The 21,872-nt window shown below is 59.5% G+C and carries 19 protein-coding genes and 1 pseudogene; 14 read left to right on the top strand and 6 right to left on the bottom strand.

Annotated elements, in window-relative coordinates:
- Positions 1–8 precede the first annotated feature (8 nt).
- From B3349_RS15565 to B3349_RS15540, 6 genes are all read left to right on the top strand, one after another.
- The gene (locus B3349_RS15565; protein WP_291590099.1) at positions 9–1,016 is read left to right on the top strand and encodes an ABC transporter substrate-binding protein; all 1,008 of its coding nucleotides are present in this window, start codon (positions 9–11) and stop codon (positions 1,014–1,016) included.
- Entirely contained in the window at positions 1,013–2,005 is a 993-nt protein-coding gene (locus B3349_RS15560; protein WP_291590098.1) for a FecCD family ABC transporter permease, read from the top strand. The genes B3349_RS15565 and B3349_RS15560 overlap by 4 nt, the downstream gene beginning before the upstream one ends.
- A 14-nt stretch (positions 2,006–2,019) precedes the next feature.
- A complete protein-coding gene (locus B3349_RS15555) occupies positions 2,020–2,874 on the top strand; it encodes an ABC transporter ATP-binding protein (RefSeq protein ID WP_291590096.1) in 855 nt (284 codons plus the stop codon).
- Complete coding sequence (locus tag B3349_RS15550) at positions 2,858–3,865, top strand: LLM class flavin-dependent oxidoreductase (protein ID WP_291590094.1); 1,008 nt, start codon at positions 2,858–2,860, stop codon at positions 3,863–3,865. The genes B3349_RS15555 and B3349_RS15550 overlap by 17 nt, the downstream gene beginning before the upstream one ends.
- Before the next feature lie 257 nt (positions 3,866–4,122).
- Positions 4,123–4,635, top strand: coding sequence for a CbrC family protein (locus B3349_RS15545; protein WP_291590092.1), 513 nt, complete (start codon positions 4,123–4,125; stop codon positions 4,633–4,635).
- Positions 4,636–5,309: 674 nt separating this feature from the next.
- Positions 5,310–6,317, top strand: coding sequence for a DUF4365 domain-containing protein (locus B3349_RS15540; protein WP_291590091.1), 1,008 nt, complete (start codon positions 5,310–5,312; stop codon positions 6,315–6,317).
- Positions 6,318–6,576: 259 nt separating this feature from the next.
- On the opposite strand, the pseudogene B3349_RS15535 reads toward B3349_RS15540, so the two are convergent.
- Positions 6,577–7,173 (bottom strand): annotated as a pseudogene (locus B3349_RS15535) (tyrosine-type recombinase/integrase).
- Positions 7,174–7,538: 365 nt separating this feature from the next.
- On the opposite strand from B3349_RS15535, the gene B3349_RS15530 reads away from it, so the two are divergent.
- The gene (locus B3349_RS15530) at positions 7,539–9,224 is read left to right on the top strand and encodes an ATP-dependent nuclease (protein WP_291590089.1); all 1,686 of its coding nucleotides are present in this window, start codon (positions 7,539–7,541) and stop codon (positions 9,222–9,224) included.
- Between the two features lie 769 nt (positions 9,225–9,993).
- Here the strand turns inward: B3349_RS15530 and B3349_RS15525 are convergent.
- The gene (locus B3349_RS15525) at positions 9,994–10,404 is read right to left on the bottom strand and encodes a VOC family protein (protein WP_291590087.1); all 411 of its coding nucleotides are present in this window, start codon (positions 10,402–10,404) and stop codon (positions 9,994–9,996) included.
- 497 nt (positions 10,405–10,901) lie between these two features.
- On the opposite strand from B3349_RS15525, the gene B3349_RS15520 reads away from it, so the two are divergent.
- Both B3349_RS15520 and B3349_RS15515 read left to right on the top strand, forming a co-directional pair.
- On the top strand, positions 10,902–11,549 hold the full coding sequence (locus B3349_RS15520) for a YbhB/YbcL family Raf kinase inhibitor-like protein (protein WP_291590086.1): 648 nt from the start codon (positions 10,902–10,904) through the stop codon (positions 11,547–11,549).
- Between the two features lie 109 nt (positions 11,550–11,658).
- Positions 11,659–12,486 (top strand): AraC family transcriptional regulator, encoded by an 828-nt coding sequence (locus B3349_RS15515; RefSeq protein ID WP_291590084.1) that lies wholly within the window; start codon positions 11,659–11,661, stop codon positions 12,484–12,486.
- A gap of 388 nt (positions 12,487–12,874) precedes the next feature.
- On the opposite strand, the gene B3349_RS15510 is transcribed toward B3349_RS15515, so the two are convergent.
- Positions 12,875–13,783: a LysR family transcriptional regulator gene (locus B3349_RS15510; protein WP_291590082.1), complete on the bottom strand. Its 909-nt coding sequence runs from the start codon at positions 13,781–13,783 to the stop codon at positions 12,875–12,877.
- Between the two features lie 117 nt (positions 13,784–13,900).
- On the opposite strand from B3349_RS15510, the gene B3349_RS15505 reads away from it, so the two are divergent.
- The 5 genes from B3349_RS15505 (at position 13,901) to B3349_RS15485 (ending at position 18,057) form a co-directional block, all read left to right on the top strand.
- Positions 13,901–14,560, top strand: a complete 660-nt coding sequence (locus tag B3349_RS15505; RefSeq protein ID WP_291590080.1) for an RraA family protein — start codon at positions 13,901–13,903, stop codon at positions 14,558–14,560.
- Between the two features lie 25 nt (positions 14,561–14,585).
- Positions 14,586–15,296: an RraA family protein gene (locus B3349_RS15500; RefSeq protein WP_291590078.1), complete on the top strand. Its 711-nt coding sequence runs from the start codon at positions 14,586–14,588 to the stop codon at positions 15,294–15,296.
- Entirely contained in the window at positions 15,293–15,952 is a 660-nt protein-coding gene (locus B3349_RS15495; protein WP_291590076.1) for an RraA family protein, read from the top strand. Before B3349_RS15500 ends, B3349_RS15495 begins: the two co-directional genes overlap by 4 nt.
- Positions 15,949–17,166, top strand: a complete 1,218-nt coding sequence (locus tag B3349_RS15490; RefSeq protein ID WP_291590073.1) for a pyridoxal phosphate-dependent aminotransferase — start codon at positions 15,949–15,951, stop codon at positions 17,164–17,166. The genes B3349_RS15495 and B3349_RS15490 overlap by 4 nt, the downstream gene beginning before the upstream one ends.
- 213 nt (positions 17,167–17,379) lie before the next feature.
- Complete coding sequence (locus B3349_RS15485; RefSeq protein WP_291590071.1) at positions 17,380–18,057, top strand: alpha/beta fold hydrolase; 678 nt, start codon at positions 17,380–17,382, stop codon at positions 18,055–18,057.
- 436 nt (positions 18,058–18,493) lie between these two features.
- Here the strand turns inward: B3349_RS15485 and B3349_RS15480 are convergent, their stop codons facing one another.
- The 3 genes from B3349_RS15480 to B3349_RS15470 form a co-directional block, all read right to left on the bottom strand.
- Entirely contained in the window at positions 18,494–19,351 is an 858-nt protein-coding gene (locus B3349_RS15480; RefSeq protein ID WP_291590069.1) for a hypothetical protein, read from the bottom strand.
- Between the two features lie 64 nt (positions 19,352–19,415).
- Positions 19,416–19,949: a restriction endonuclease gene (locus B3349_RS15475; protein WP_291590067.1), complete on the bottom strand. Its 534-nt coding sequence runs from the start codon at positions 19,947–19,949 to the stop codon at positions 19,416–19,418.
- A gap of 537 nt (positions 19,950–20,486) precedes the next feature.
- Positions 20,487–21,833, bottom strand: a complete 1,347-nt coding sequence (locus B3349_RS15470; RefSeq protein ID WP_291590149.1) for an SIR2 family protein — start codon at positions 21,831–21,833, stop codon at positions 20,487–20,489.
- Positions 21,834–21,872: the final 39 nt, after the last annotated feature.

Here is a 21,872-nt window from a genome sequence, read left to right as displayed (position 1 = left end):
CAGGCCGCATGCACAGGCCCGCCAACCACCCTCCGGAAGCACTCCCGGACGCGCTGTCCCGGCGCGCCGTGCTGCGCCGCTGGGGCGCGGCGGTGGCGGGCGGCTCCCTGCTGCCCGGCCTTGCCGTGCCCACGGTGCTGGCCGGCCCGGTCGGTCCAACCGGGCCTGCGGGGGCAGCAGAGCAGGCCATGCAGCTGGCCTCGGGCATCCACCTGAAGGATGCGCTGGGGCGCGCCGTCTGGCTGCCCCGGCCGCCCCGGCGCATCGTCACCATCTTCTCGTCCAACACCGAACTGGTCGCCTCCCTGGGGCTGGTGGACCGCATCGTCGGTGTCGAGGATTTCACCCGCTACCCGGCCGAGGTGCTGGGCCTGCCCAAGGTCGGCGGCCGGCTGGGCTTTTCCGTGGATGCCGTGGTGGCCCAGCGTCCGGACCTGGTCATCGTGACACCGGCGCGGCAGGCCGCCACCCAGCTGGTCGCGCCCATGGAACGCATAGGAGTGCCCATCATGGTCTTGCTCAGCCGCACCCTGCAGGAGGTGCTGGACAACATCCGCCTGGTCAGCCAGGCCTGTGGGGAGCCCGAACGCGGGGACGCGCTGGCCGGCACCCTGCATGCGCGGCTGCAGGCGGTGGATGCCTCCGTGGCAGGCCGTCCGCACCTGCGGGCGCTGATGGTCACCGGGCGGGCCGGCAACGGCATGCTGCTGCTGGCCCGCCCGGGCACCTACACCGGTGAAGCCATGGTGCGCGCCGGCTGCCAGCACGCACTGCCCGCGCTGGGTGTGCTGGCCCAGGTGTCGCCCGAGGCCGTGCTGGCCGCCGACCCCGATGTGCTGCTGTTCGCCGGCAACCAGGCGGGGCTGGACGATCTGCTGCGCCAGCCGGGCTGGCGCGACATGCGGGCCCTGCGCCAGCGCCACTGCTGGACCGTGTCCCGCTCCGAATTTCTGATCCCCGGGCCGCGCACCTTCGACGGCATCGAATCGCTGGCCCGGCAACTGCACCCGATATGACTTCAAGCAAAACATGGTGGGCCGCGCTGCTGGTGCTGGCCCTGTGCCTGCTGGGGGCGGCCTGCGCCGGCCACCAGTGGGCCAGCGTGCCGGAGCTGTGGCGTGCGCTGAGCGGCGACGATTCCCTGCACAGCCGCCTGCTGCTGCAGTGGCGCCTTCCGCGCGTGGCGGCGGCGGCCTGCGTGGGCGCGCTGCTGGGCCTGTCGGGGGCCATCTTTCAAGGCGTGTTCCGCAACCCGCTGGCCGAACCCTATCTGCTGGGCGCGTCCGGCGGCGCAGCCCTGGGCGCCACGGTGGCCTTGCTGGTGCCGCTGGGCCTGCCCCAGGGCGTGGTGCTGCCGGTGCTGGCCTTTGCGGGTGCCTGGGGTTCCACCTTGCTGGTGCTGGCCGTGGCCCGGGCAGCGGGCGCACTGGATGCGGCCGGTCTGCTGCTGGCAGGTGTGGCGCTGGCCGCCATGCTGGGCGCGCTGCGCTCCTTCCTGATGCTGGCCCTGTCCGATGAAACCGTCAGCCTGCAGGTGGTGATGAGCTGGGTGCTGGGCGGCATCCAGACCCCATCGTGGAACGGCCTGCTGGTGCTGGCCGCCATCACCCTGGGCTGTGTGGTCGCCACGCGCCCGCTGGCCCATGGCCTGGACCTGCTGGGCCTGGGCGATGCGGTGGCCAAGGGCTTTGGCCTGAATCCGGCGCGCTTCATTCCCCTGGCCGTGCTGGTGGGCTCCTTGGTGGTGGCCGCCGCCGTCGCCTACGGCGGGCTGGTGGCCTTTGTCGGGCTGGCCGCGCCGCACATTGCACGCTGGATGGTGGGGCCCATGCACCGGGTGGTGCTGCCTGCCAGCGCCCTGGTGGGCGCCATCGTCGTCACCGTGGCCGACGCCCTGGCGCGCAGCGTGCTGCCCCCGGCGGAAGTGCCGCTGGGGCTGATCACGGCCATCGCCGGCGGCCCATTCTTCATCATCCTGCTGGCGCGGCGCCTGCGCGCGGCATGACCGCGAGGTTTCCCATGCAGAACCCACAGGACGCGCCGAACAGACCGGCCACATCCGGCATATCCGCCATCCCGGCCGCATCGACCACATTGGTCGCACCGGATGCAGCGGACACACCGCCCGCACTCGCCGCCCAGGGCCTGGTGCTGCAGCACCGGGGGAGCAGGGTGGTGGACCAGGTCTCGCTGGCGCTGCCCGAACGCGGCGCCATCGCGCTGATCGGCCCCAACGGGGCTGGCAAATCATCGCTGCTGTCCATGCTGGCGGGGCTGCAAACGCCCAGCCAGGGGCAGGTGCTGTGGCATGGCGCGCCGCTGCAGCGCCTGTCCTTTGCGGAGCGCGCCCGCTGCATCGGCTACATGCCCCAGCGGTTTGCGCCGTACTGGGATGTCACCCTGGCCGAACTGCTGCAGATGCGCCTGGGTCCGTCCGTGGACATGGACGATGTGCTGCAGCAGCACGGGCTGCAGGCCTTTGCCAGCCGGCGCTGGAATTCGCTGTCCGGGGGCGAGCAGGCGCGCTGCCTGCTGGCCACCGTGCTGGCCACGGACCCGCCGGTGCTGCTGGCCGACGAGCCTGGCGCCGCCCTGGATGTGCGCCACCGGCTGGAGCTGGTCGAGGCACTGGCCGAAAGAGGGCGCGACAAACTGGTGCTGGTGGTCATGCACGACCTGGACCTGGCCTTTGCCCATTTTGACCGGGTCATCGCCATGGATCGCGGCCGCGTGGTGCAGGACCGCGCCGCCCAGGACCTGCTGACCGACCCCGCACTGGACGCCGTGTTCCAGGTGGAGTTTGACCGTATCGACGCGCCGCCCCAGGTATTGCTGCGGGCACGGCGCAAGAAGGAGGATGGCTGTGCGGATTGATCTGGCCGGTTGGACCCGGGAGGCCACCTTGGGCCACCCCGGCGATTTTTTTGCGCTGTTCGAACGTGCGGACGTGCTGGGCTTTGACGGCGTGTGGTTCAGCGAATTCCGCGTACCCGATGCGCACTGGCCTTACCCGTCGCCGCTGCTGCTGGCCTCCGCCTTGCTGGCCCGCACACAGCGGCTGCGCGTGGGCACATCGATTCTGGTGCTGCCGCTGCACCACCCCCTGATGCTGGCCGAAGAGATTGCCCAGGTCGACTACCAGAGCGGCGGGCGCATCGACATCGGGGTGGGGCGCGGCACCGAGCCCGCATCGCTGCAGACCCTGCAGATCGACCCATCGCAGACGCGGGAGCGGTTCGAAACCGCATGCCGCCTGATCCGCGCCGGCCTGAGCGGTGCGACCATCGCCGGCGGCCCGCAGGACCCGTGGCAGTTTGCCCCGCGCACCCTGGCGTCCACGGGTGTGCAGCGCCCGCACCCGCCGATCTACGTGGCCGGCTCCACCAGCGAAACCCTGGGTTTTGCGCTGAGCGAAGACCTGCCGCTGCTGCTGAGCCTGGAACCCCCGGAAACCGGTCAGCTGGAACGCCTAGCCCAGGTGGCGCAGCAAACGGAGCGGGACTGCACGCCGCTGCGCGCCCGTTCCTCCCTGGCGCGCTATGTGTGCATCGGCGCCACCGACGCCCAGGTGCAAGCCCAGCTGGACACGCTGTGGGCCCCGTACTACCAGCGCAGGGTGTACTTTGCCGGCAAGCGCGGCATAGCGCCTGCCGACGTGCCGCCCCTGGACACCGCCCAACTGCTGCGCGACCTGTTCATCCACGGCACGCCCGAGTCCTGCATCGCCCAGATCCAGGCACTGGAAAGCCGCACCGGCATCCACCAGCTGCGCTGCGTGTTCAACGCCAACGGGCTGTGGAGCAACGCCACCGCCCTGGCCGGCATGGAACTGTTTGCGCAAGAGGTCCTGCCGGCGGTGCGGTAGGGCGGGGGGCTGGCTTGTCCGGCGGTATTCGGTGGTGCGTGGCGGCTGCAGGGAAGTGTGCTGCCCACGCAGCACTGCACCGCTCCGCACATGACCGCTGTGGGTGCGGCGGAGGCCGGTCTGCCGCTGCACTGAAGGCCCCGCAGGTACAGTCGTTCTCACTGCACCAGTCAGTGTCTGCTTGAGTGCACCAAGCAGACAGCTCCCTAGCGTGCAACGCGTCCAGGTGCTGCAATCGGCGTGACAATCAAGTCACCATGAGCGAGAGACAGCCCTTTTTCCGTTTCAATCCCGGCGCCTACCAAGAAGGCCGTGCTTTCGAGCCGTCTGACGACACCTGCGGTGTCTGTGCGCAGCCCTGTGGCTGGAAGTACCGAGGCAACATCTACATGTGTGCCGACAGCCCGACCATATGCGCATGCTGCATCGCAGAAGGTCGGTTGGACGTTTTCCTGGAGGGGGACGGTTTCAGTTTTCACGACGTCGAACTCGATGGCGCGGAGCCCGCGTTGGAGCAAGAACTGCTAGAGCGCACGCCCGGTGTTGCCTGTTTCAACCCCTTTGAATGGCCGGTGCTGGACAACATGCCCATGGCGTTTGTCGGCTACGGAGAGGATGAGGGCTTGCTGGCTATCGATGCGGTGCGATCAGCTGTCAGCGAGACCTTCGCAGAGGTCGGCTGGACGGAGCCCGCCGGGCCTTCCCCCTATCTGCTGATCTTCAAGGAATTGAATGGTGACCGCTATCGCGCGGTGCTTGATCTGGACTGATTATGGTTCCTGATCTTGGCTGGCCTGTCCGGTCAGCGCATGCGCTAGTATCTTCCCCGATGGCCCGCTGCGAAGTGATCCTCCGGACGCTGATGGGCCATTAGCGCCGTGCGCATGGATGCCAGAAAGGGGTGCCCCTGGGCGCAGATTCCGCCGAAGAACGACGGCAATGGCAACCTATCGGTCATTGCCCCATCGCGGCCCATCCGAGCGTCGACGCGGACGACTGCCCAATGACGGGTTTTAGGCGTGCAGCGCACAGCGGCCGTCAAGTTTAGACAGATAGGTCGCTGGATGTCCGTAGTCACGTAGTGTGAGCAGGAGCTTGCGACCCTAAGGCGACGGGGGCACCGTGCCCCCAAAACGGTCTGCGATGCACTACTAAGCACAGCCGCAGTTCGAACGTTGCACTTTGATTCCGCCGCTTCGCAAGCTATATTTTCTCCAGTACAAGCGTGCCGGGTTCTTGTCCAGTGAGACTGATCACAAACCCAGACTGCAAGTCGCTTCTAGGAGGAATCAGTATCTAGAATAATTCGCATCGCCCAGCGTATCCCGCAGGCTTTATGGTCTACATTAAGTTAGGCGTCACAAAATTCACCGTTGCCGCACACGCTCATTCAAACTCCTTGAGTTTTCGGTTGCAAAAGAATAAATATCAAGAGTGATCTCACATGACAGACGGATTTCCAAGCATTCGCAAAAGCACACGAACCGGTGAAGAGGGCGTCAACGCTGTTTCCTCCACGGTAAACAATAAGTTCGGATGGATATTTCGAAGAAATCACAACGAGCATGACTTCGGCATTGATGGCTATATCGACGTAGTCACTGACAGCGGAGCTGTCACCGGTCAATGCCTCGCAATTCAGATTAAGACTGGAAAGTCCTTCCTCAGAGATGGCGGAGCAGCGGGTTTCACATTTTATGGCGAACTGAAACATCTGAACTACTACTTGAATATCCCTATGCCGGTTCTGATTGTCATTCATGACGACACAAGCGGGAAAACTTATTGGCAGCATTTCAGCCAGTCTCGGACTGACGGAACTCCCACAGGATGGAAGATGTCAATTCCCAGGGAAAACATTTTCGAGAGCGACAAGTCCCGATTACTCGAAATTGTGGGCCCACCCAAGGATCACCTAGAAAGTTTGAAATCACATTGGGCCTTCAATGACAAGCTGTCTCGTTACGATTTCATCCACTACGCAGTCGATCGGGAAGACATTGAAGGTGGGAACGTTGGTCCAGTCATTGACTTCTTTCGTCGGATCGAAACCAGTGACGCACTGTGCCGGAAATTCCAAGGCCGTGTCGAATTGAGCATCTCCGGCTATGACGCAGACCGGAGGGAGCTGTGGGAAATTCGGGAGGTGTGCAAGTGGTTCAAGAAGGCCGATTCGAAGATAAACTGGTTTTATTTTTGCAACGTCGCGCTACCTGCATATGGCTTCAAAGCATATGTGGCTTGCCTCAGCAATACCCAACGAGCACCTGATCAATCGGGAGCGAAGACTCGAACAATGCTGGTTTTCATGGATAACCGCGAGCGAGCGAGAGTTCTTGAGAGAAACTGGCCAAAATTGAATGCGATGACAGATAGACTGGGCATGCCAATTGAAGAAAACAAGAGAATTTCCTTTGCGGTACTGGACGCAATGGAGATTCCCCATCAGTGATGTCTTATATGTCATCGTTGTCATTTTCAGGCGGAAGCGACGCCTAACCGATCGCTCCACCACACGTCCTCCGGCAAGCCTCAGTCCGTCTGTGAGCTGCAACGTTGAGCGTCCGCTTTCTTTAACTGTCACTGGCCTGTATTGGCCAAAAGTGCCAGTTTGGCCCAGCGCCACATTGCGGCCGTTGAGGAAGCCCTCCCTGCCGCAGTTTCCAGGGTGACCGCCAGCGGTAACTTCAAATCTCCGTCTGTTCAGAGATCTAGAGGGCATCGTCGACTTCGATTCCCTGGTACCTCACTATTGACTCCCACTTCGAGTAGCCGAGCAGTAACTGCACAGCGCGCAGGTTCTTGGTGGTGCGGTAGATCAGTGTCGCCTTTGTCCTGCGCATCAAGTGTGTCCCGTACTCCATGCGGTCCAGGCCTAGCTCGTCAACCCAGTGACCGAGGATTCGGGCGTACTGCCGTGTCCATAGATGTGGCGATTCGTGTAGCCTGCTTGGAAACCGGAAGTCCTCTGATTTCAACCCAGCAAGCTTGATCGAGGCTTGCAAGGCGTCACGGGCAGCCTGCGTGATCTCAAACTGCGCTGGACGCTGAGTCTTGTGCTGCATGACGACAGCGAGCGATGCCACTTGGTCGCCGTGTCACACATCCCAAACCTTGAGGGCGACGAGGTCGCACCCTCGCAGCTTGCAATCGATGCCTAAGTTGAGATAGCAGGCTCGCGCACCCGGCCTTCCATCTGAAGCTTACGTGCAGTGCCCATATGTCCTTGAGCTTGAACGGAGCCTTCTGCCCGACGATCTTGCCTTTGTTCACGGCTCGCGATGAGCGGTATTACCTATCGATCCCATGATGGTCTCCCATCGAGTTGAGGGGGCACACAGGATGCGCAGGCTTCAACTCGCCTGAGCGACTAGTGATGTTCGGCTGCCACAGCCTTATGACCGTCAGCTTCCTGGCGTAGCCATGAATTCAACATCTCGGCCATAAGCCGTCATTCCTTCATTGGTCTTTGGACTACATGCAACAAGCTCCAATCTCGAAATTTTTAGGTTTGCCTAAAAATTTTGCTTGCGATTGCTCACTCTCAGAATTTCGGATAGATTTATTTTTATAAGAACGACGAGCCTATTTTTTCTATCGGCTAAATCTAGTTAGATAAATTAAATATTTTCACCCAAAGTACCGACAAACCGAAAATATCATTGGAATATAAATGGAACTGAAAGAAATACGAATTAAGAATTTTAGAACTATAGAGACTGAGCAGCACCTCAGAATTCCAGGAAGCATGACTATTGTTGGCCCAAATAATTCTGGAAAAACTAATCTACTAAAGGCGGTGCAACTACTCTTCACAGGCTTAAATAATTCTTACGGTTACACAAGAGATTCGGATCTTTCCTTTGGCGCCAGCAAGTCACGTACAAGTATTGTTGCGACATTTGAGGGGGATCCAAGCAAAGAAAATGAAATATATGAAGCCATAGATGAATTACACGAACTGCAAGGAACAACTAGATCTGGGAATCAAATAAACCTAAATTTGTACTTCACAGACACTAATACTCCTGTCTACAGTTTCTTTCCAAATGCAAAAAGACCGAAAGGAGCAAAATCAGTTCAATACTCAAGAACACATATAAGCCTTGTAAATCGCGTATTGGGATCTTTTAGCCTCCATTATGTTCCATCTGCAAAAAGCGTTGATCAAATCTATAGTGAATTATTAGCACCTTTCTTAAGAAGAAGAGTATCAAAAGTAATTGAGCCTTACATAAATAAAATTGATGAAAGCCTGAATGATGCAGCCTTTTCATTGAATAAAGAGCTAGAGATCGCCGGTCTTCATGATTTAGTTGCAAGCTTCTCTCTCCCAAGTCAATCAATTGAAAAGCTAGTATCTGGTTTTGATTTCTTGTTATCGGATCCACAAAAAACACCAATACAAGAAAAAGGCATGGGTATCCAAACCACTGCTCTTCTGGCTGCATTTCGCTGGATCACCAAACAAGAAATATCAGAAGGCAGGAGCGTTTTGTGGCTACTCGAAGAGCCTGAGTCATACCTTCACCCAAATTTAGCCGAGAGTTGCAACACAATCCTAGAAAACCTTGCAACTGAAGCAAGCGTCATCAAAACAACTCACTCAATGGCATTCGTTCCGCAGGATCCCAACCTCGTATCCGGGACGTATCTCAACACTGCAAAAAGAACAGAAATAAAGCAATACAAAACCTTCACCGAAGCCGTATCCTCGATTCGATCTGCACTAGGTATTAAATTTGGTGATTTCTACAATCTTGCGGTATTTAATGTTTTAGTTGAGGGACAGTCAGATCGCGAGATATTTGAGTGGTTGCTAAATATCATCCCTCCAGAGAAACATCAATTTCCTACTCTAAGAAAAGCAAAATTCGAGGACTTTGGAGGCGTTAAGCACTTGTCTGGGTTTCTTCGTGCAACATATCAATTCATAAAAAATGAATACGCTTGCGTAACTGTATTTGATGGTGATGAAGCTGGTGAAATTGAAAGAAAAGCCCTTCAGGGCTACTTTGGAAATTGCAAAATAGATTTTGAGGCGAATAAGCACTTTGTATCTGTAAGATCTAGATTTGCTATTGAAGGACTATTCCCTGATGAATGGTTAATAAATATTCAAAAAGAAAATTCAGCATGGTTTGACTCATTTTCAATCGACGCTTCAGGCGAACTGGAACCATTTAAAATCAAAGATAGTCACAAAAGCAACATTCAGCGCTCTCTTATAGCAAAAGCAGAGGCCGAAAATAACTTAAATTGGGCAACCAGGTTTATTGCCGTCTGCGGTGTAATTGATAAGTCACTTGCCGATTTGCACGAAAACCTAAAAAAAGTCGGAAAAAAAAATAACAAATGACTGCTCTGTAAATATAGCTTGGCATTCAACACGGACGCAAACAATTGCCATTCTTTCGGCATTTTAATGGCAATTGTTGCTTCTTTTCGGCTTTAGGTGCTGTTTAACTTTTTCGTTAGTCTGCCTTTATTTCGGCCCATTTCAGCCCCTGCATATGCATGCGCCATTTACCTTTGCAAGCGTTTTTTGCTGGGTGTTTGGCATTCGCTTGAGCTTCGCCTGTGAGTGGCGGTGGCGGCTTTAGGTTAGTTATTAGTGTTTTTGGCCTCTAGCCCTTACTTTACTGGGGCTAGTAGCTCTTGTTTTCGTAGTCTTTGGCCTGTGCGGTCATGGTCGTTTTCTTGTGCTGGGTCTAATCCGGCGCTCAAGCCGACCCGCCTTCGGCAGTCGGCTTAGCTTTTTCGTTAGTGGATGCCTGCTCTGGGTCGACACAAGCCTGCCGGGGCAAGTAGAAGCGGTCCTTCGTTTAGGTAAGCGGCGAACCACGCAATCGGGGACAGGATCTGAGCGCAAAGCGGCCCTTCGATGTGGACGACGCGCAATGGCTGGTGTGGGTGACGAGGCCTTGAGTGACTCAGATCAGCCTGAAGCCGCCCCCAAGCAAGCGTATTGACCGGCTCCTGCTGACCGACATTGTGTAAACACGGACATGCCAGAAAGCGGACTTCCGCGATAGATGCTCCAGGCAGGAGCAGGCGGCCGCTTCATTTCCTCACAGGCAAGGTCAGAAGGTGGCCATCAACAGGCACTGCCTATGGTCGGGCTTGCATCAGCCTTGGGGCATCTGGCTCATGTCCATGAATATGATCTCCCAGATGTGGCCGTCTAGGTCCTCGAAGCTGCGCCCGTACATGAATCCGAGGTCTTGCAAGGCGTTCACGTCCGCCTTGCCGCCGTGGGCGGAAGCGGTTGCCACCATGTCGTCAACCGCCGCGCGGTTGTCGGCGCTCAGGCACAGCATGACTTCGCTGGCAGCGTGGGCGTTGACGATAGGCTTTTGGGTGAATGTGGCCCATTTCGGGTGGGTGAGCAGCATCACGTAGATGGTGTCGGAGATCTCCATGCAGGCGGCGGTGTCGTCGCTGAACTGCGGGTTGTTGACGGCGCCGATGGCTTCATAGAAGGACTTGGCCTTCGGCAGGTCAGCGACGGGCAGGTTGACGAAGATTTGCTTGGGCATCTGAGACTTTCAAGTTCTGTAGGGAGAGAGAACCTTCAGGCATGGAAAGGCGGCGTCAACAGGGCGCTTAGCCGCATGAAGGTGTGGCCGCCTTCCTGTCCAGAGTCGCGATGGCGTGGTCACAGCAGCTTCCCCCCGTGTCGAAGCGGGCGGACAGCCCATTAAGGCACCATGTCTGGCTGTACCAGTGTCAGCTAACGGCGTTTTCTGTCGTTCCGGTCGCAGGCTGACAATGGCCGCAGCCAGCCAGGAGCCATCACTTTCCGGGATGCATGTGGGCCTGCTTCTGGCCCACAGTACCTGCGGCAGCAGGCGTTCTGAAACTGGATGATCGAAGGGCCGGCAACTGCGCACCAGAACCAAATGCACGCAAATTGACCGGCTATGCTGCCGTGATTGATCGGATTTGGTGCTTTGGCGTGCGCTGGACTCCCTACACTTCTGCAGGATGGTGGATGCACGTCGCATCAGCCCAACCCACTGCAGGACGGATTTCCATGCAACTTATCAGCCAGAGTTTTCAAGACGGCCAGGCCATTCCCGGTGAATTCGCGTTTGCGGTGCCTGATGCCGCATCCCATGTGGCCCTGTCGGCCAACCGGAACCCGCACCTCGCCTGGAGCGATGTGCCGGCGGGCACGCAGTCGTTCGTCGTCGTCTGCCATGACCCCGACGTGCCCAGCAAGGGCGACGATGTGAGCAAGGAGGGCCGTGAGGTTCCATCTTCCTTGCCGCGCGTGGACTTCTTTCACTGGCTGCTGCTGGACATTCCCGCCAACGTCACGCACATTGCTGCGGGCTCCCATTCGGATGGGGTGACCCCCCGGGGCAAAGCCGGCCCCGCCGCGCCCGCAGGGTGGCGCCACGGTCTGAACGACTACACCGGATGGTTTGCCGCGGACGAACAGATGAAGGGCGGCTACCACGGCTATGACGGCCCTTGCCCCCCATGGAACGACACGCTGCTGCACCACTACGTGTTCACCATTTACGCACTGGCAACCCCCACGCTGGCCGTGACCGGGCCGCTGACGGGCGCGAATGTGCGCGCAGCCCTGGCATCGGCCCAGGTGCTGGGGCAGGCCAGCCTCACCGGGGTCTACAGCCTGAACCCTGCGGTGTCGCTGCAGACCAGCGCGCAGTAAAGACCGGTCGGCCATGGCGTTTGCGCAGGAAACTCTCCGGGTCGCCCCTCAGACCGCTCCTTTGGCAGCCCCGCTGGCGGAATCCACCGATGCAGCTGATGCAGCCGCTGTGGACGATCTGCCATGGCTGCTGCCTGCGGGCGCGCCCATCTGGCGGCGGGGCCTGTGCACCGTGGCCCAGCCGTGTCTGAAGCAGGTGCAGCACACGCCCCGGTTCCTGTTTCAGGACGCGGCAGTGCTGCTGATTGCGGCGGGGCGGCTGGATATGGACTGCGGCGTCCACCGCATCGGTGTCGATGCGTCGGCGTCCCTGCTGCTGGTGGATGCCAGCACCTGTGCCGATTTGCGCAAGACGCCGGGCGGCATGGAGCAGCGTTTCCGGTCGGTGTTTCTGACACTGTCGCCGGAGCTGCTGGACGCTTTCCGCCTGGGTCGTGCCACGGGGGCAGAGGCTGCGCAGGTGGCCGCTCCTTTCCAGCAGCTTCCGCTGGACGCGGATCTGGCGTCCTCGCTGCAGCATGTGCTGGCCAGCACCGCAGATGGGCAGCTCAGTGACGAACGCCTGCGGTACCGCGCCATGGATTTGCTGGCGGCGCTGGCTGAGCGCGGTGGCGTGTTCAGGCCGCCCCAGTCACAGGGGCTGTCCGGGCGTTTGCGCGCCCTGATTGGCGAAGCCCCCAGCCAGCACTGGACGGCGCAGACGGCGGGCAAAGCGCTGGCCGTGAGCGAGGCCACGCTGCGCCGCCGCCTGGCGGGCGAAAGCGCGCGGTTTGAAGATGTGCTGATCGACGTGCGCATGCACCACGCCATGATGCTGGTGCAAACCACGTCCTGGAGTGTTCCCGAGATTGCCCAGGCCTGCGGCTACAAGTCCCGCGCGCGGTTTGCCGAACGCTTTCGGGCGCGCTTTGGCTATCTGCCTTCGGCTGTGCGTTGATGCGCTGCTCACTGCCCTGAACGCGGGAGATGCAGCAGGGCCAAGGAAGCGCAGAAGGAGAGGGCAGAGGGAGAGAGGGTAGGGCGATGCACCGGCGTAGGAATCTGGAGTCTTCGCTGCGGGCCGGCTGGGCTACGGCATCACATGCCAATGCCGCCAACAGGTCAGGTGTTGCCGCCCACCATGGCATCGTGTCCTTGCGGCATACCCATCGTCTGCCTCTTTGCCGGCCCCTTGGAATCACTGGCATCACCCGCATACGTGGTCGCTCGCCCTTGTTGTACGAAGTGCGCTGCGTGGCACCACACCACGCCCGTATTGACCCCATACCTGCGGTTTGCCGTGCCGTGTGAGCCGCTCTGAACCAGTCCTTGCTTCAGCCTCTCGCTCAGCCCTTGCCACGCTGCTTTTGCAGCAATTCCACCACCACATCCACCATCGGATGGTGGCGGTGGGTGTTCCAGGCCAGTGCGGCGGTGACGACCGTGACCTTCTCTTTCAGCGGGCGGACCACCACGTTCTCGGGCGCCAGCTTGCGCATGGCCGATGGCACCAGCGCCACCCCCTGGCCGCAGCTGACATAGGCAATTTGTGACGTGACCGACCGCACCTCGTGCATCACCCGGGGCGTAAAGCCATGCGCTCGGCACACCGAGGTCAGCATGTCAAAGTAGGTCGGGCTGACCTGGCGTGCAGACATCACCCACTGCTCGCTGGCCAGCGACTGCAGGCGCACGCGCGGCAGGGCGGCCAGCGCATGGTGCTTGGGCAGGGCCACGGCCAGCCGGTCTTCGGTCAGCGGCAAGGTGGCAATGCCGCTGCCGGCTTCCTCTTCCAGGCGCACAAAGGCCAGGTCCAGCTCTCCGGCTTCCAGGCCCGGTATGGCTTCCACGCTGTCGATTTCGCGCACAAAGACCGTCAGGTGGGGGTGCAGCGCCTTCAGTCTGTCCAGCAGGGGCGGGATGGTGTCCAGCATGGCCGAGGTGATGGCCCCCACGTGCAGCACCCCGGACTGCCCGGCCGCCACTTCGCGCACCACGCGTTCCAGTTGCTCCACCTGCCCGGCAAACTGCCGCACCGCCGGCAGGATGGCCGCACCCGCAGGGCTGAGCCGCGTCCCCTGGCGTGAACGATCGAACAGGCGCAGCTTCAGCGACTGTTCCAGCACCTTGATCTGCTCGGTCAGCGGCGGCTGCGACATGCCCAGCCGTGCGGCGGCACGCCCGAAATGCTGTTCCTCGGCCACGGCCAGGAACATCCACAGTTGCCGAATCAGTCGAAAGTCGATGGTGCTCACGCCAGTCATCCTCGGTGTTTCTTGTTCCGCTTATCGTATCAACAAGATACGAAGTTAGAAATTTACATATCAGGGCCGCAGCATGAGGATGCCGGTGTCTTCCTTGGAGTTCTCTGCATGACCCAGCCCTCACCACTTGACCGCCTTGCCGCGCTCGACACCAACACCGTCTCCGACGCCCTGGATTTTCTGGGCCTGCCTGGCGCCACCTACGGCCTGCGCCCGCTGTGGGACTGTCCCAAGATCGTGGGGCGCGCCAGCACCATCCAGCTGGGCCCCAAGGCCGGTACCCAGCCCACGGTGCACCTGATCTCCCCGGTGATCGATGCGGTGACCACGGCAGACCGGGTGCTGGTCATTGCCGGCGGTGCAGAGGGCATCTCCTGCTGGGGCGACATCCTGGCCAACGCGGCCACCGCCAGGCAGGTGCGCGGCTCCGTCATCGACGGCGTCAGCCGTGACATTGAAGGCAGCGAATCCATTGGCTACCCCGTGTACGGCCGGGGCGTGACCATGGTGAGCGCCCGCAACCGGGTGGTACAGATCGCTGCGGGCACCCCGGTGCAGATGGCCGGAGTCACCGTGGAAGAGGGCGACTACGTGATTGCCGACCGCTGCGGCACCGTGTTTGTGCCGGCGGCGCGGATTGACGAGGTGCTGGACCTGGGCGAGCGCATTGCCACACGACAAGACGCCATGGTCGCCGCCGTGCGTGCCGGCCGCTCCGTGGCCGAAGTCATGCACGACAAGGAATTTGAAGCCATTCGGGCGCAGTAAACGTTCTTTCTCTGGAGATTCCTTCATGGACACCCCACACACATACCGCAACCTGCGCAACCCGCACGCCCCCAACCCCGAAGACCAGGAATTGGTGGCCCTGTTCGCCGGCCTGGACACGCCCGGCGTTTCCGACGCCCTGGACAAGCTCGGCCTGCACGGCCAGGCCCTGGGCATTGCCCCGCTGGCCAACTACCCCCATGTCATTGTTGGCCCCGCTTACACGGTGCGCTACGCCCCGGCCAGCCTGCCCGCAGGCACCGTGGGTGACTTCATCGACGACGTGGCCGAGGGCGATGTGATCGTCATCGACAACGGCGGCCGCGCGGACGCCACGGTCTGGGGCGACATCCTGACCCAGTACGCCGGCCTGCGCGGCATCGCCGCCACCGTGATCGATGGCGTCTGCCGTGACGTGAACAAGGCGCTGGGCGATGGCTACCCGCTGTTCACCGCCGGGCGCTTCATGCGCACCGGCAAAGACCGGGTACAGGTGGAAGCGGTCAATGCCGTCGTCGGCATAGGCACCGTCCGCGTGGCATCGCGCGACATCGTGGTGGCAGACGCCAACGGCGTGGTCATCGTGCCGCGGGCACGGGCGCGCGAAGTGGCAGACACCGCCCGCCAGATCGAACAGGTCGAAGCCACCATCCGCGAACGCATCACCCAAGGCGCCACTATTCGCGAAGCGCGCACCGCACTGGGCTACCACACGCTGCAAAGGAAAGCAGGATGACCCACACCACTCAGATCACTTCCGCCATGTACTCCGCAGACCAGCTGGCGCAGGCCCGCAAGCTGGGTACCTCCACCCTGTACGAAGCATCGGGCCTGGCCAACAGCGCAGTTGATCCGGCCATCCGCACCATCTGGCCCGGGGCCTCGGTGGCGGGCGCCGCCTACCCGCTGGAGGTATCGCCCGGCGACAACCTGGCGATTCACCTGGCCATGGAAAAAGCACCGCGCGGCAGCGTGCTGGTGGTATCTGCCGCCGGCTTTGTGGCGGGGTACTGGGGCGAGGTCTTGACCGTGGCGGCAGGTGCCGCCGGCATCGCCGGCCTGGTGATCGACGGGGGGGTGCGCGATATCGCTGCACTTACCGCGCGGCGCTTTCCGGTGTTCACACGCGGCATCTCGGTGCGGGGCACCATCAAGGCCAGCGCACCGTCCGTGGGCCAGCCCATGCAACTGACCGGCACACCCGTGGCGGCGGGCGATCTGGTGGTGGCGGACGATGACGGTGTCGTCATCCTGCCCGCTGCGCAGGTGCCTGCCTGCCTGGCGCGCGGCCAGGAACGGTTTGACAAGGAAGCCCGCATCATGGACGCGCTGCGCCAGGGCCAGACCACGCTGGATCTGCTGGGCCTGTCCCGCTGGAGGGACGCACCATGAACGCCCCCGTCCATTCGCTGAACCGCTTTCTGGCGGCCGCCAAGCCCTCGGCCACCTACCAGGTCATGGACCGGGTGGCCGCCCGCCGCGCTGCGGGGGGCTCCGTGATCTCTTTAAGTGCCGGGGAGCCCGACTTTGACACCCCCGCCCATGTGCGCGAAGCCGGCATTGCCGCCATCCGCGCGGGCCACACGCGCTACACCCAGGTGGCGGGCCTGCGTGCGCTGCGTGAGGCAATTGCCGCCAAGTTCCAGCAGGAAAACGGGCTGCCGGTGCGCTGGCAGGACACGCTGGTCGCCAACGGCGGCAAGCAGATCATCTTCAACGCCCTGGCCGCCACCCTCAATGAAGGGGACGAAGTGATCGTGCCCGCGCCGCACTGGGTCAGCTACCCGGAAATCGTGCAATTGTGCGGCGCCCGCACGGTCACCGTGCCGTGCAACGCCGCCAGCGGCTTCAAGCTCAGCCCTGACAGACTGCAGGCCGCCATCACCCCGCGCACGCGCTGGCTGATCCTGAATTCGCCCAGCAACCCGTCCGGTGCGGTGTACAGCCGTGCGGAACTGCTGGCGCTGGCCGAAGTGCTGCGTGCCCACCCCCAGGTGCTGGTGCTGGCCGACGATATCTACGAACACCTGATCTTTGACGGCGCTGCATTCTTCACCCTGGCCCAGGTGGAGCCGCGCCTGCGCGACCGCGTGCTGACCATGAACGGCGTATCCAAAGCCTATGCCATGACCGGCTGGCGCATCGGCTTTGGCACCGGCCCCGGCTGGCTGGTGGAGGCCATGGAAAAACTGCAAGGCCAGCAGACCTCGGGCGCCAGCACGATTTCGCAGCACGCCGCGCTGGCGGCGTTGACCGGGCCGCAGGACTTCATTGCACAATCACGCGCCGTGTTCCAACGCCGGCGCGATACCGTGGTCGCCGCCCTCAACCAGGCGCCCGGGCTGCACTGCCAAGTGCCGCAAGGCGCGTTCTACGCCTTTGCCTCCTGCGAAGGGCTGATGGGCACCACCACCCCGGCGGGCACCCTGTTGGGCAGCGACGAAGACGTGGTCAACGCCCTGCTGGACGAGGCGGGTGTGGCCACCGTGCACGGCAGCGCGTTCGGGCTCGGCCCCTATGTCCGGCTGGCGTATGCGCTGGACGACGCATCGCTCCACACTGCCTGCCAGGCCATACAGGCGTTCTGCCGTTCGCTGTCCCGGTAGGGTACAGCCCAAATGGCGGAAAGAAGGTGATGGGCGAAGAAGAAGGGCGAAGAGGTCGAAGATGGAGAGCAGGGTGAAGACGGCAAGAACGGTAAAAACGGCGAACATGGCGAGCACGGCAGAAGCTGCAAAAGCTATAGCAGCGGTAGAAGCGGTGAAAGCGATGAAAGCAGCAAATAGGACAACACATCCCACACACAGCAGGAGTCACCATTGACCACCGTTCTGATCCCTGGCTTCATGCTTGACCAGGATTTATGGACCGACATCCAGCCCTATCTGCAGACCCGTGGCCCCTTGGTGCATGCAGACCTCAGCACCGCCAGCACCATCGAAGACATGGCAGCCCAAGTCCTGCGCACCGTGCCGGACGGGGTGTTTGACGTCATCGGCTTCTCCATGGGCGGCTACGTGGCCCGTGAAATCGCCCGCATCGCGCCGGATCGGGTGCAGCAACTGGTGCTGATCGCCACCTCGTCGCGTGGGGATACAGAGCTGCAAGCGCGCCGCAAAGCCGACGCAGTGCTGGCCGCGCCCCAGACCTTTGCGGGGGTCAGCAAGCGCTCCATCCGCCAATCCCTGGCGCCCGCGCGGGAGGATGATGATGTATTGGTCAACCGCATCCACGCCATGAGCCTGCGCCTGGGCGGCGACGCCTTCCGCCGCCAGGCCCAGCTCCGCCGTGATGGCGACACCAACCGCCTGGGCGACATCCGTTGCCCCACTTTGGTCATTGCCGGCCAGCAAGACCGCCTGCGCAGCCTGGACGAAGCGCAGGAACTGCACCAAGGCATCCCGGGGTCACAGCTGCAAGTGCTGGACGCCGGGCACATGATCCCGATGGAGGTTCCGGCGGAGACGCAAGGGGTGCTGGCGGGGTTTCTGCATTAGCGTAGTGCATGGCCTCATCGCGGCGTGAACTGGTGGCCTGTCTACGGTATGGCAGAGCCTATTTGGAGCAGACAAGGCCGCGCGACGCTCGCTGAAAATTGGCGCCAGCCTATGTCTGCTGTGCAACGTTTGCGGTATTTCGCCTCGGATCTGCGAGATAGCCCTGAACTACCCGTCAGCGATCGTCCGCGTCAGCCAGCAATCGACCCGTTGCTGCCGTTCGTGATTTATCAGTAGGTGCCTGCTTTGCACCAAAGCGGACCACGGCAGTCGCATCCGGGTTGCTCAGTGAGAATCGGTCATCTGGCTATTTTTTGAGTTAATCACGAATGCCATCAAGTTGAGGCTTCTGCTCGCGATGCTACCAAATCCTCTCGCCAAGGATCTCAAGTCTTGGTTTCGTGTCGAACACTCACCGGGCATCGTATGCTGCGATTCACTCTGGGCTCGCTTTGCCAAGATGGTCAACCAGGCTTTGCGACATGACAAGAGCATGGGACATCAGCGCATTGACCAGATTCTCATGCCTGTTGATATTCATGGTGAGCCCGTCAGCTTGGAAGATTGGCTGTTCTACCAAAACGATCACACCGGCTACGTCGCCTCCACCGATATAGCTGGCAACATGGGCTCTGGCTGCAGGTCCCCGGGCCTTATCGCCCGCCAAATTAGCCCAATTGAGGATGTCCTCGATCATCGTTTCTACATTGTCAGTTTTTCCGTTCTTGTGGACGATGACGTGCCGAAACTTCTCAGCCATACGGGAATGAAGCCGCAGATTGGTATTGATCTGGTTGTTGACTTCAATCTTCGCGAGTTCAGGTAGCTTTTTCCGAAGCATATCGATGATCAGAGGCACTTTCTTTTTGAGTTCTGACGGGGGCATTACTGCATTAGCATCCTTGCTTAAGCGAAAATGCGTATGGTCGCGTCTGACGAGCTCATAGAGTGACACCACGAAGTCCTCAAACAACTCGTAGGCCTCGACGAGTAACCATTGATACTGCTTGTTCTTGTGAAGGTGGACGAGCCTCGCCATCTCTTTAGGCGTCAGCCTTGCGTGCGAGTAGGGGCTGATCATTCCCGTGTATGGACTGTAAAAAGAGAACACGTTGATGCTATGGCCTAGCAACTCGTGAGTCTCCGAGTCCAGAAGAGTTAAGTCTCGGTCGCGAGCCTGCAGGTCAGCGATCGTCTGCTTAGCAACGTTCGCGGAGAGTCGCTGATAGTGTTGAATGACGGCGACTTGGTCAAAGAACTTCTCAAGTCGGCTGCTGTAAGGTTTAAGGTCCATCGACGTTGCATATTAGTAAGAGGCCGAGGCCTTACTGCGGCGCTAGGCGGCCGCAAGCGAATTGTCAGAATTTGCTCGAATCACCTTTAGCCGAGTCGTAAACGACTGTCGTTTTTCCTTGCTGATCGATTTCCATGATCTCCAGGTGTTCGGATACTCCAATGTTCACCTCGTCGGTGAAGCCAGCACGCAGCTTCCCAAGCCACTCGCCGAACCAAGCGGAAGCGGTGGACGCAGGGTTGAGTTTGATCTCGTGGATGTTGGCAGCTTTGGCCACTGACCTCGCGCCTGATTGAAGCCCATTGGGGGAGACCAAGAAGCCACCCTTCGCGTCTGTGTCGAAGATTTGCCAAGCGAGAGCGCTGGTAATGGCTTGGTTTATCCTGGTGTTCTTGTGCTCCTTGCACTCGACAAGCAGGTGTGCGGTATCGCCCTCCGTCCAGGCGCGGGCGTCGACTTCGAACGTAGTGCCGCTTTTGGCGACGACCTTTTGCTTGCCCTCAACTCGCTCAATCCCGAAGTCGGTAGCGCATTGATTCAAGACGAGGGCAGCGATCTCCTCATAAGTCTTCCAGGATGGATCCATTTTTTTCGACATGTTATCTCCTTGTTGTACCTAGTGTAGGGGCAGTATGGCCGAAATTAGCTCGCTCACTACCGGGGAAGTGGCAAGGGATTTTCACAGTGCAGTGAAATGACGCTTGAAGGACGCTACAAGTACATCAGCGTTTGCATTCATCGGTGAAAGAGCACTGGAAATGCGAAAGGCATCGTCTGCATTTAGCCTGGATCTGTCGTGCGCGAGCACTTGCCAGATGACAACTCCTGGCCGACTGAAGACGGCCTGCTGCGTTGACTGCTTGTCCTAAACCGGACGCTCAAGGTGCAACCCCGAATGTCAGCTTTGCGGTGCTGCGCTGCGCACAGACGTGGCTAGGCCAGGCTTCGGCCAAAAGCAGTGCTTGAAGGCATTCGCCCAGGCGGATGCTTCAAGCTTGTTGCAGAAAATCGCTGGATAAGCGTAAATTCCTGAAATTCTCAAATGTGGTCATTCCGCATATTTATTGACTGAATCCCTTGCATGAGTAAAGCAATGAAAAAATATTCCATGCCACCGGTTTATTTAAGAGCTGTTTTACTTATCGACTTGGACTGTTTCCATATTGAGATCTAACGGCTCACCTTTCATGTAACGCTTTAAAAGGTCCACAGTTGCTTGCGTGTACTTGTGAGTTAGCTGATCTGACTTATGTCCGAGCTTGTATGCGATGTGATATTTATTGTCCGTTGACGTAATGTTAAAGCCCGTCTGCTCGGCAATCGCCGAGATCATCTTGCGCACGTTGTACCAATGTGTGAAACCAAGCTCTTGTGCAACACCGCTGATTGCGTACTTGTAGTCCAAGTTGACTTTCGACGGATCTGACAGCGATGTAACACCGAAAAGTTTTGCAAAATTTTCTCCAGAATCTACAGCTTGCGACAGTTGTGTAAAATCAATCTCAACGTGCTTTTTCGGGATGTCAGATCGGATTAGCTCTACCGATCGGGCCATAAGAGCACGAAGCAGTTTTGTGTTGATTTTTTCGAGGTTTCCAGCCTGACCAAATGCCTTGAAAACCCACTCGAAAGAGGCTGAAGTAATACTCTTGATGCGAATATTGATGTCCGGCGCAACAGAAATTACATGCTCACGAGCAGGTGGCGGCGAAGACTCCGTCAGAGTTGGATCCCATTGGAGAATGAAGATGTTTGGGACGATATCTGAAGTCGAGGCACGTACCATACGGAATACGTCGTATAGGATCGCCTTTATATTAGGGTCGTCAGCTCTGTAACCAACAAACAGCAGAGGATGCTCGATAAAGTAAGTTAATAGCTTTGCACTAAGGTATTTATGATCTTCATCAAAGCGTAGGTAATCGGCTTCATTTAGAACTAGAGACTGTGGCTGAGTCAAGCAGCCGTGAATCTTGAATATCTCTCCTATCGCGAGGTAGCCTTTTCGAATAATCTGTTGACCAACGACTACTTCATATTCAGGAAAAAGAGGCTCAATTACTTGGTCATAGTTCGTCGTGATGATCGCGTGAGCACTTATATTCTTAAGCGCCTCTATTTCTGCATTTAGGCTATCTGATCCATAAGACCCTTCTGCATGAGGGCCAAGATTTTTGAGAAGTTCTGCAACAGTGTGCTTGATAAAAATATCGGGAGGAGCGCTGGCATCGAAGTATTCCGGTGGAAACAATGACTTGCCTTCGCCCCACGCCCACTCGCGGTACAGATCCGTAAACACCGTACCTATAGCCTTGAGATCCCCTTTGTAAGTCTGCTTGTAATACGCAAAGTCTTTGTCAATCTCAGGACACTTCTCTGCGAGCATCGCCAGCAGCTCCTCCCAGTTCGGACCTTGTGCGTACCGTTTCGAAAAACCGGAGCCGACGAACAAAATGGGTTGGCACTCCGCATCACCAAGCACGTTGATGATGTCGGCAATGTGAATCGACCAGAGTTTTGT

This window comes from Comamonas sp. UBA7528 (assembly GCF_002479375.1).
Taxonomy (GTDB): Bacteria; Pseudomonadota; Gammaproteobacteria; order Burkholderiales; family Burkholderiaceae_C; genus Comamonas.
The sequence above is the reverse complement of the archived record's forward strand: the minus strand, read 5'-3'. Positions and strand labels throughout refer to the sequence as shown.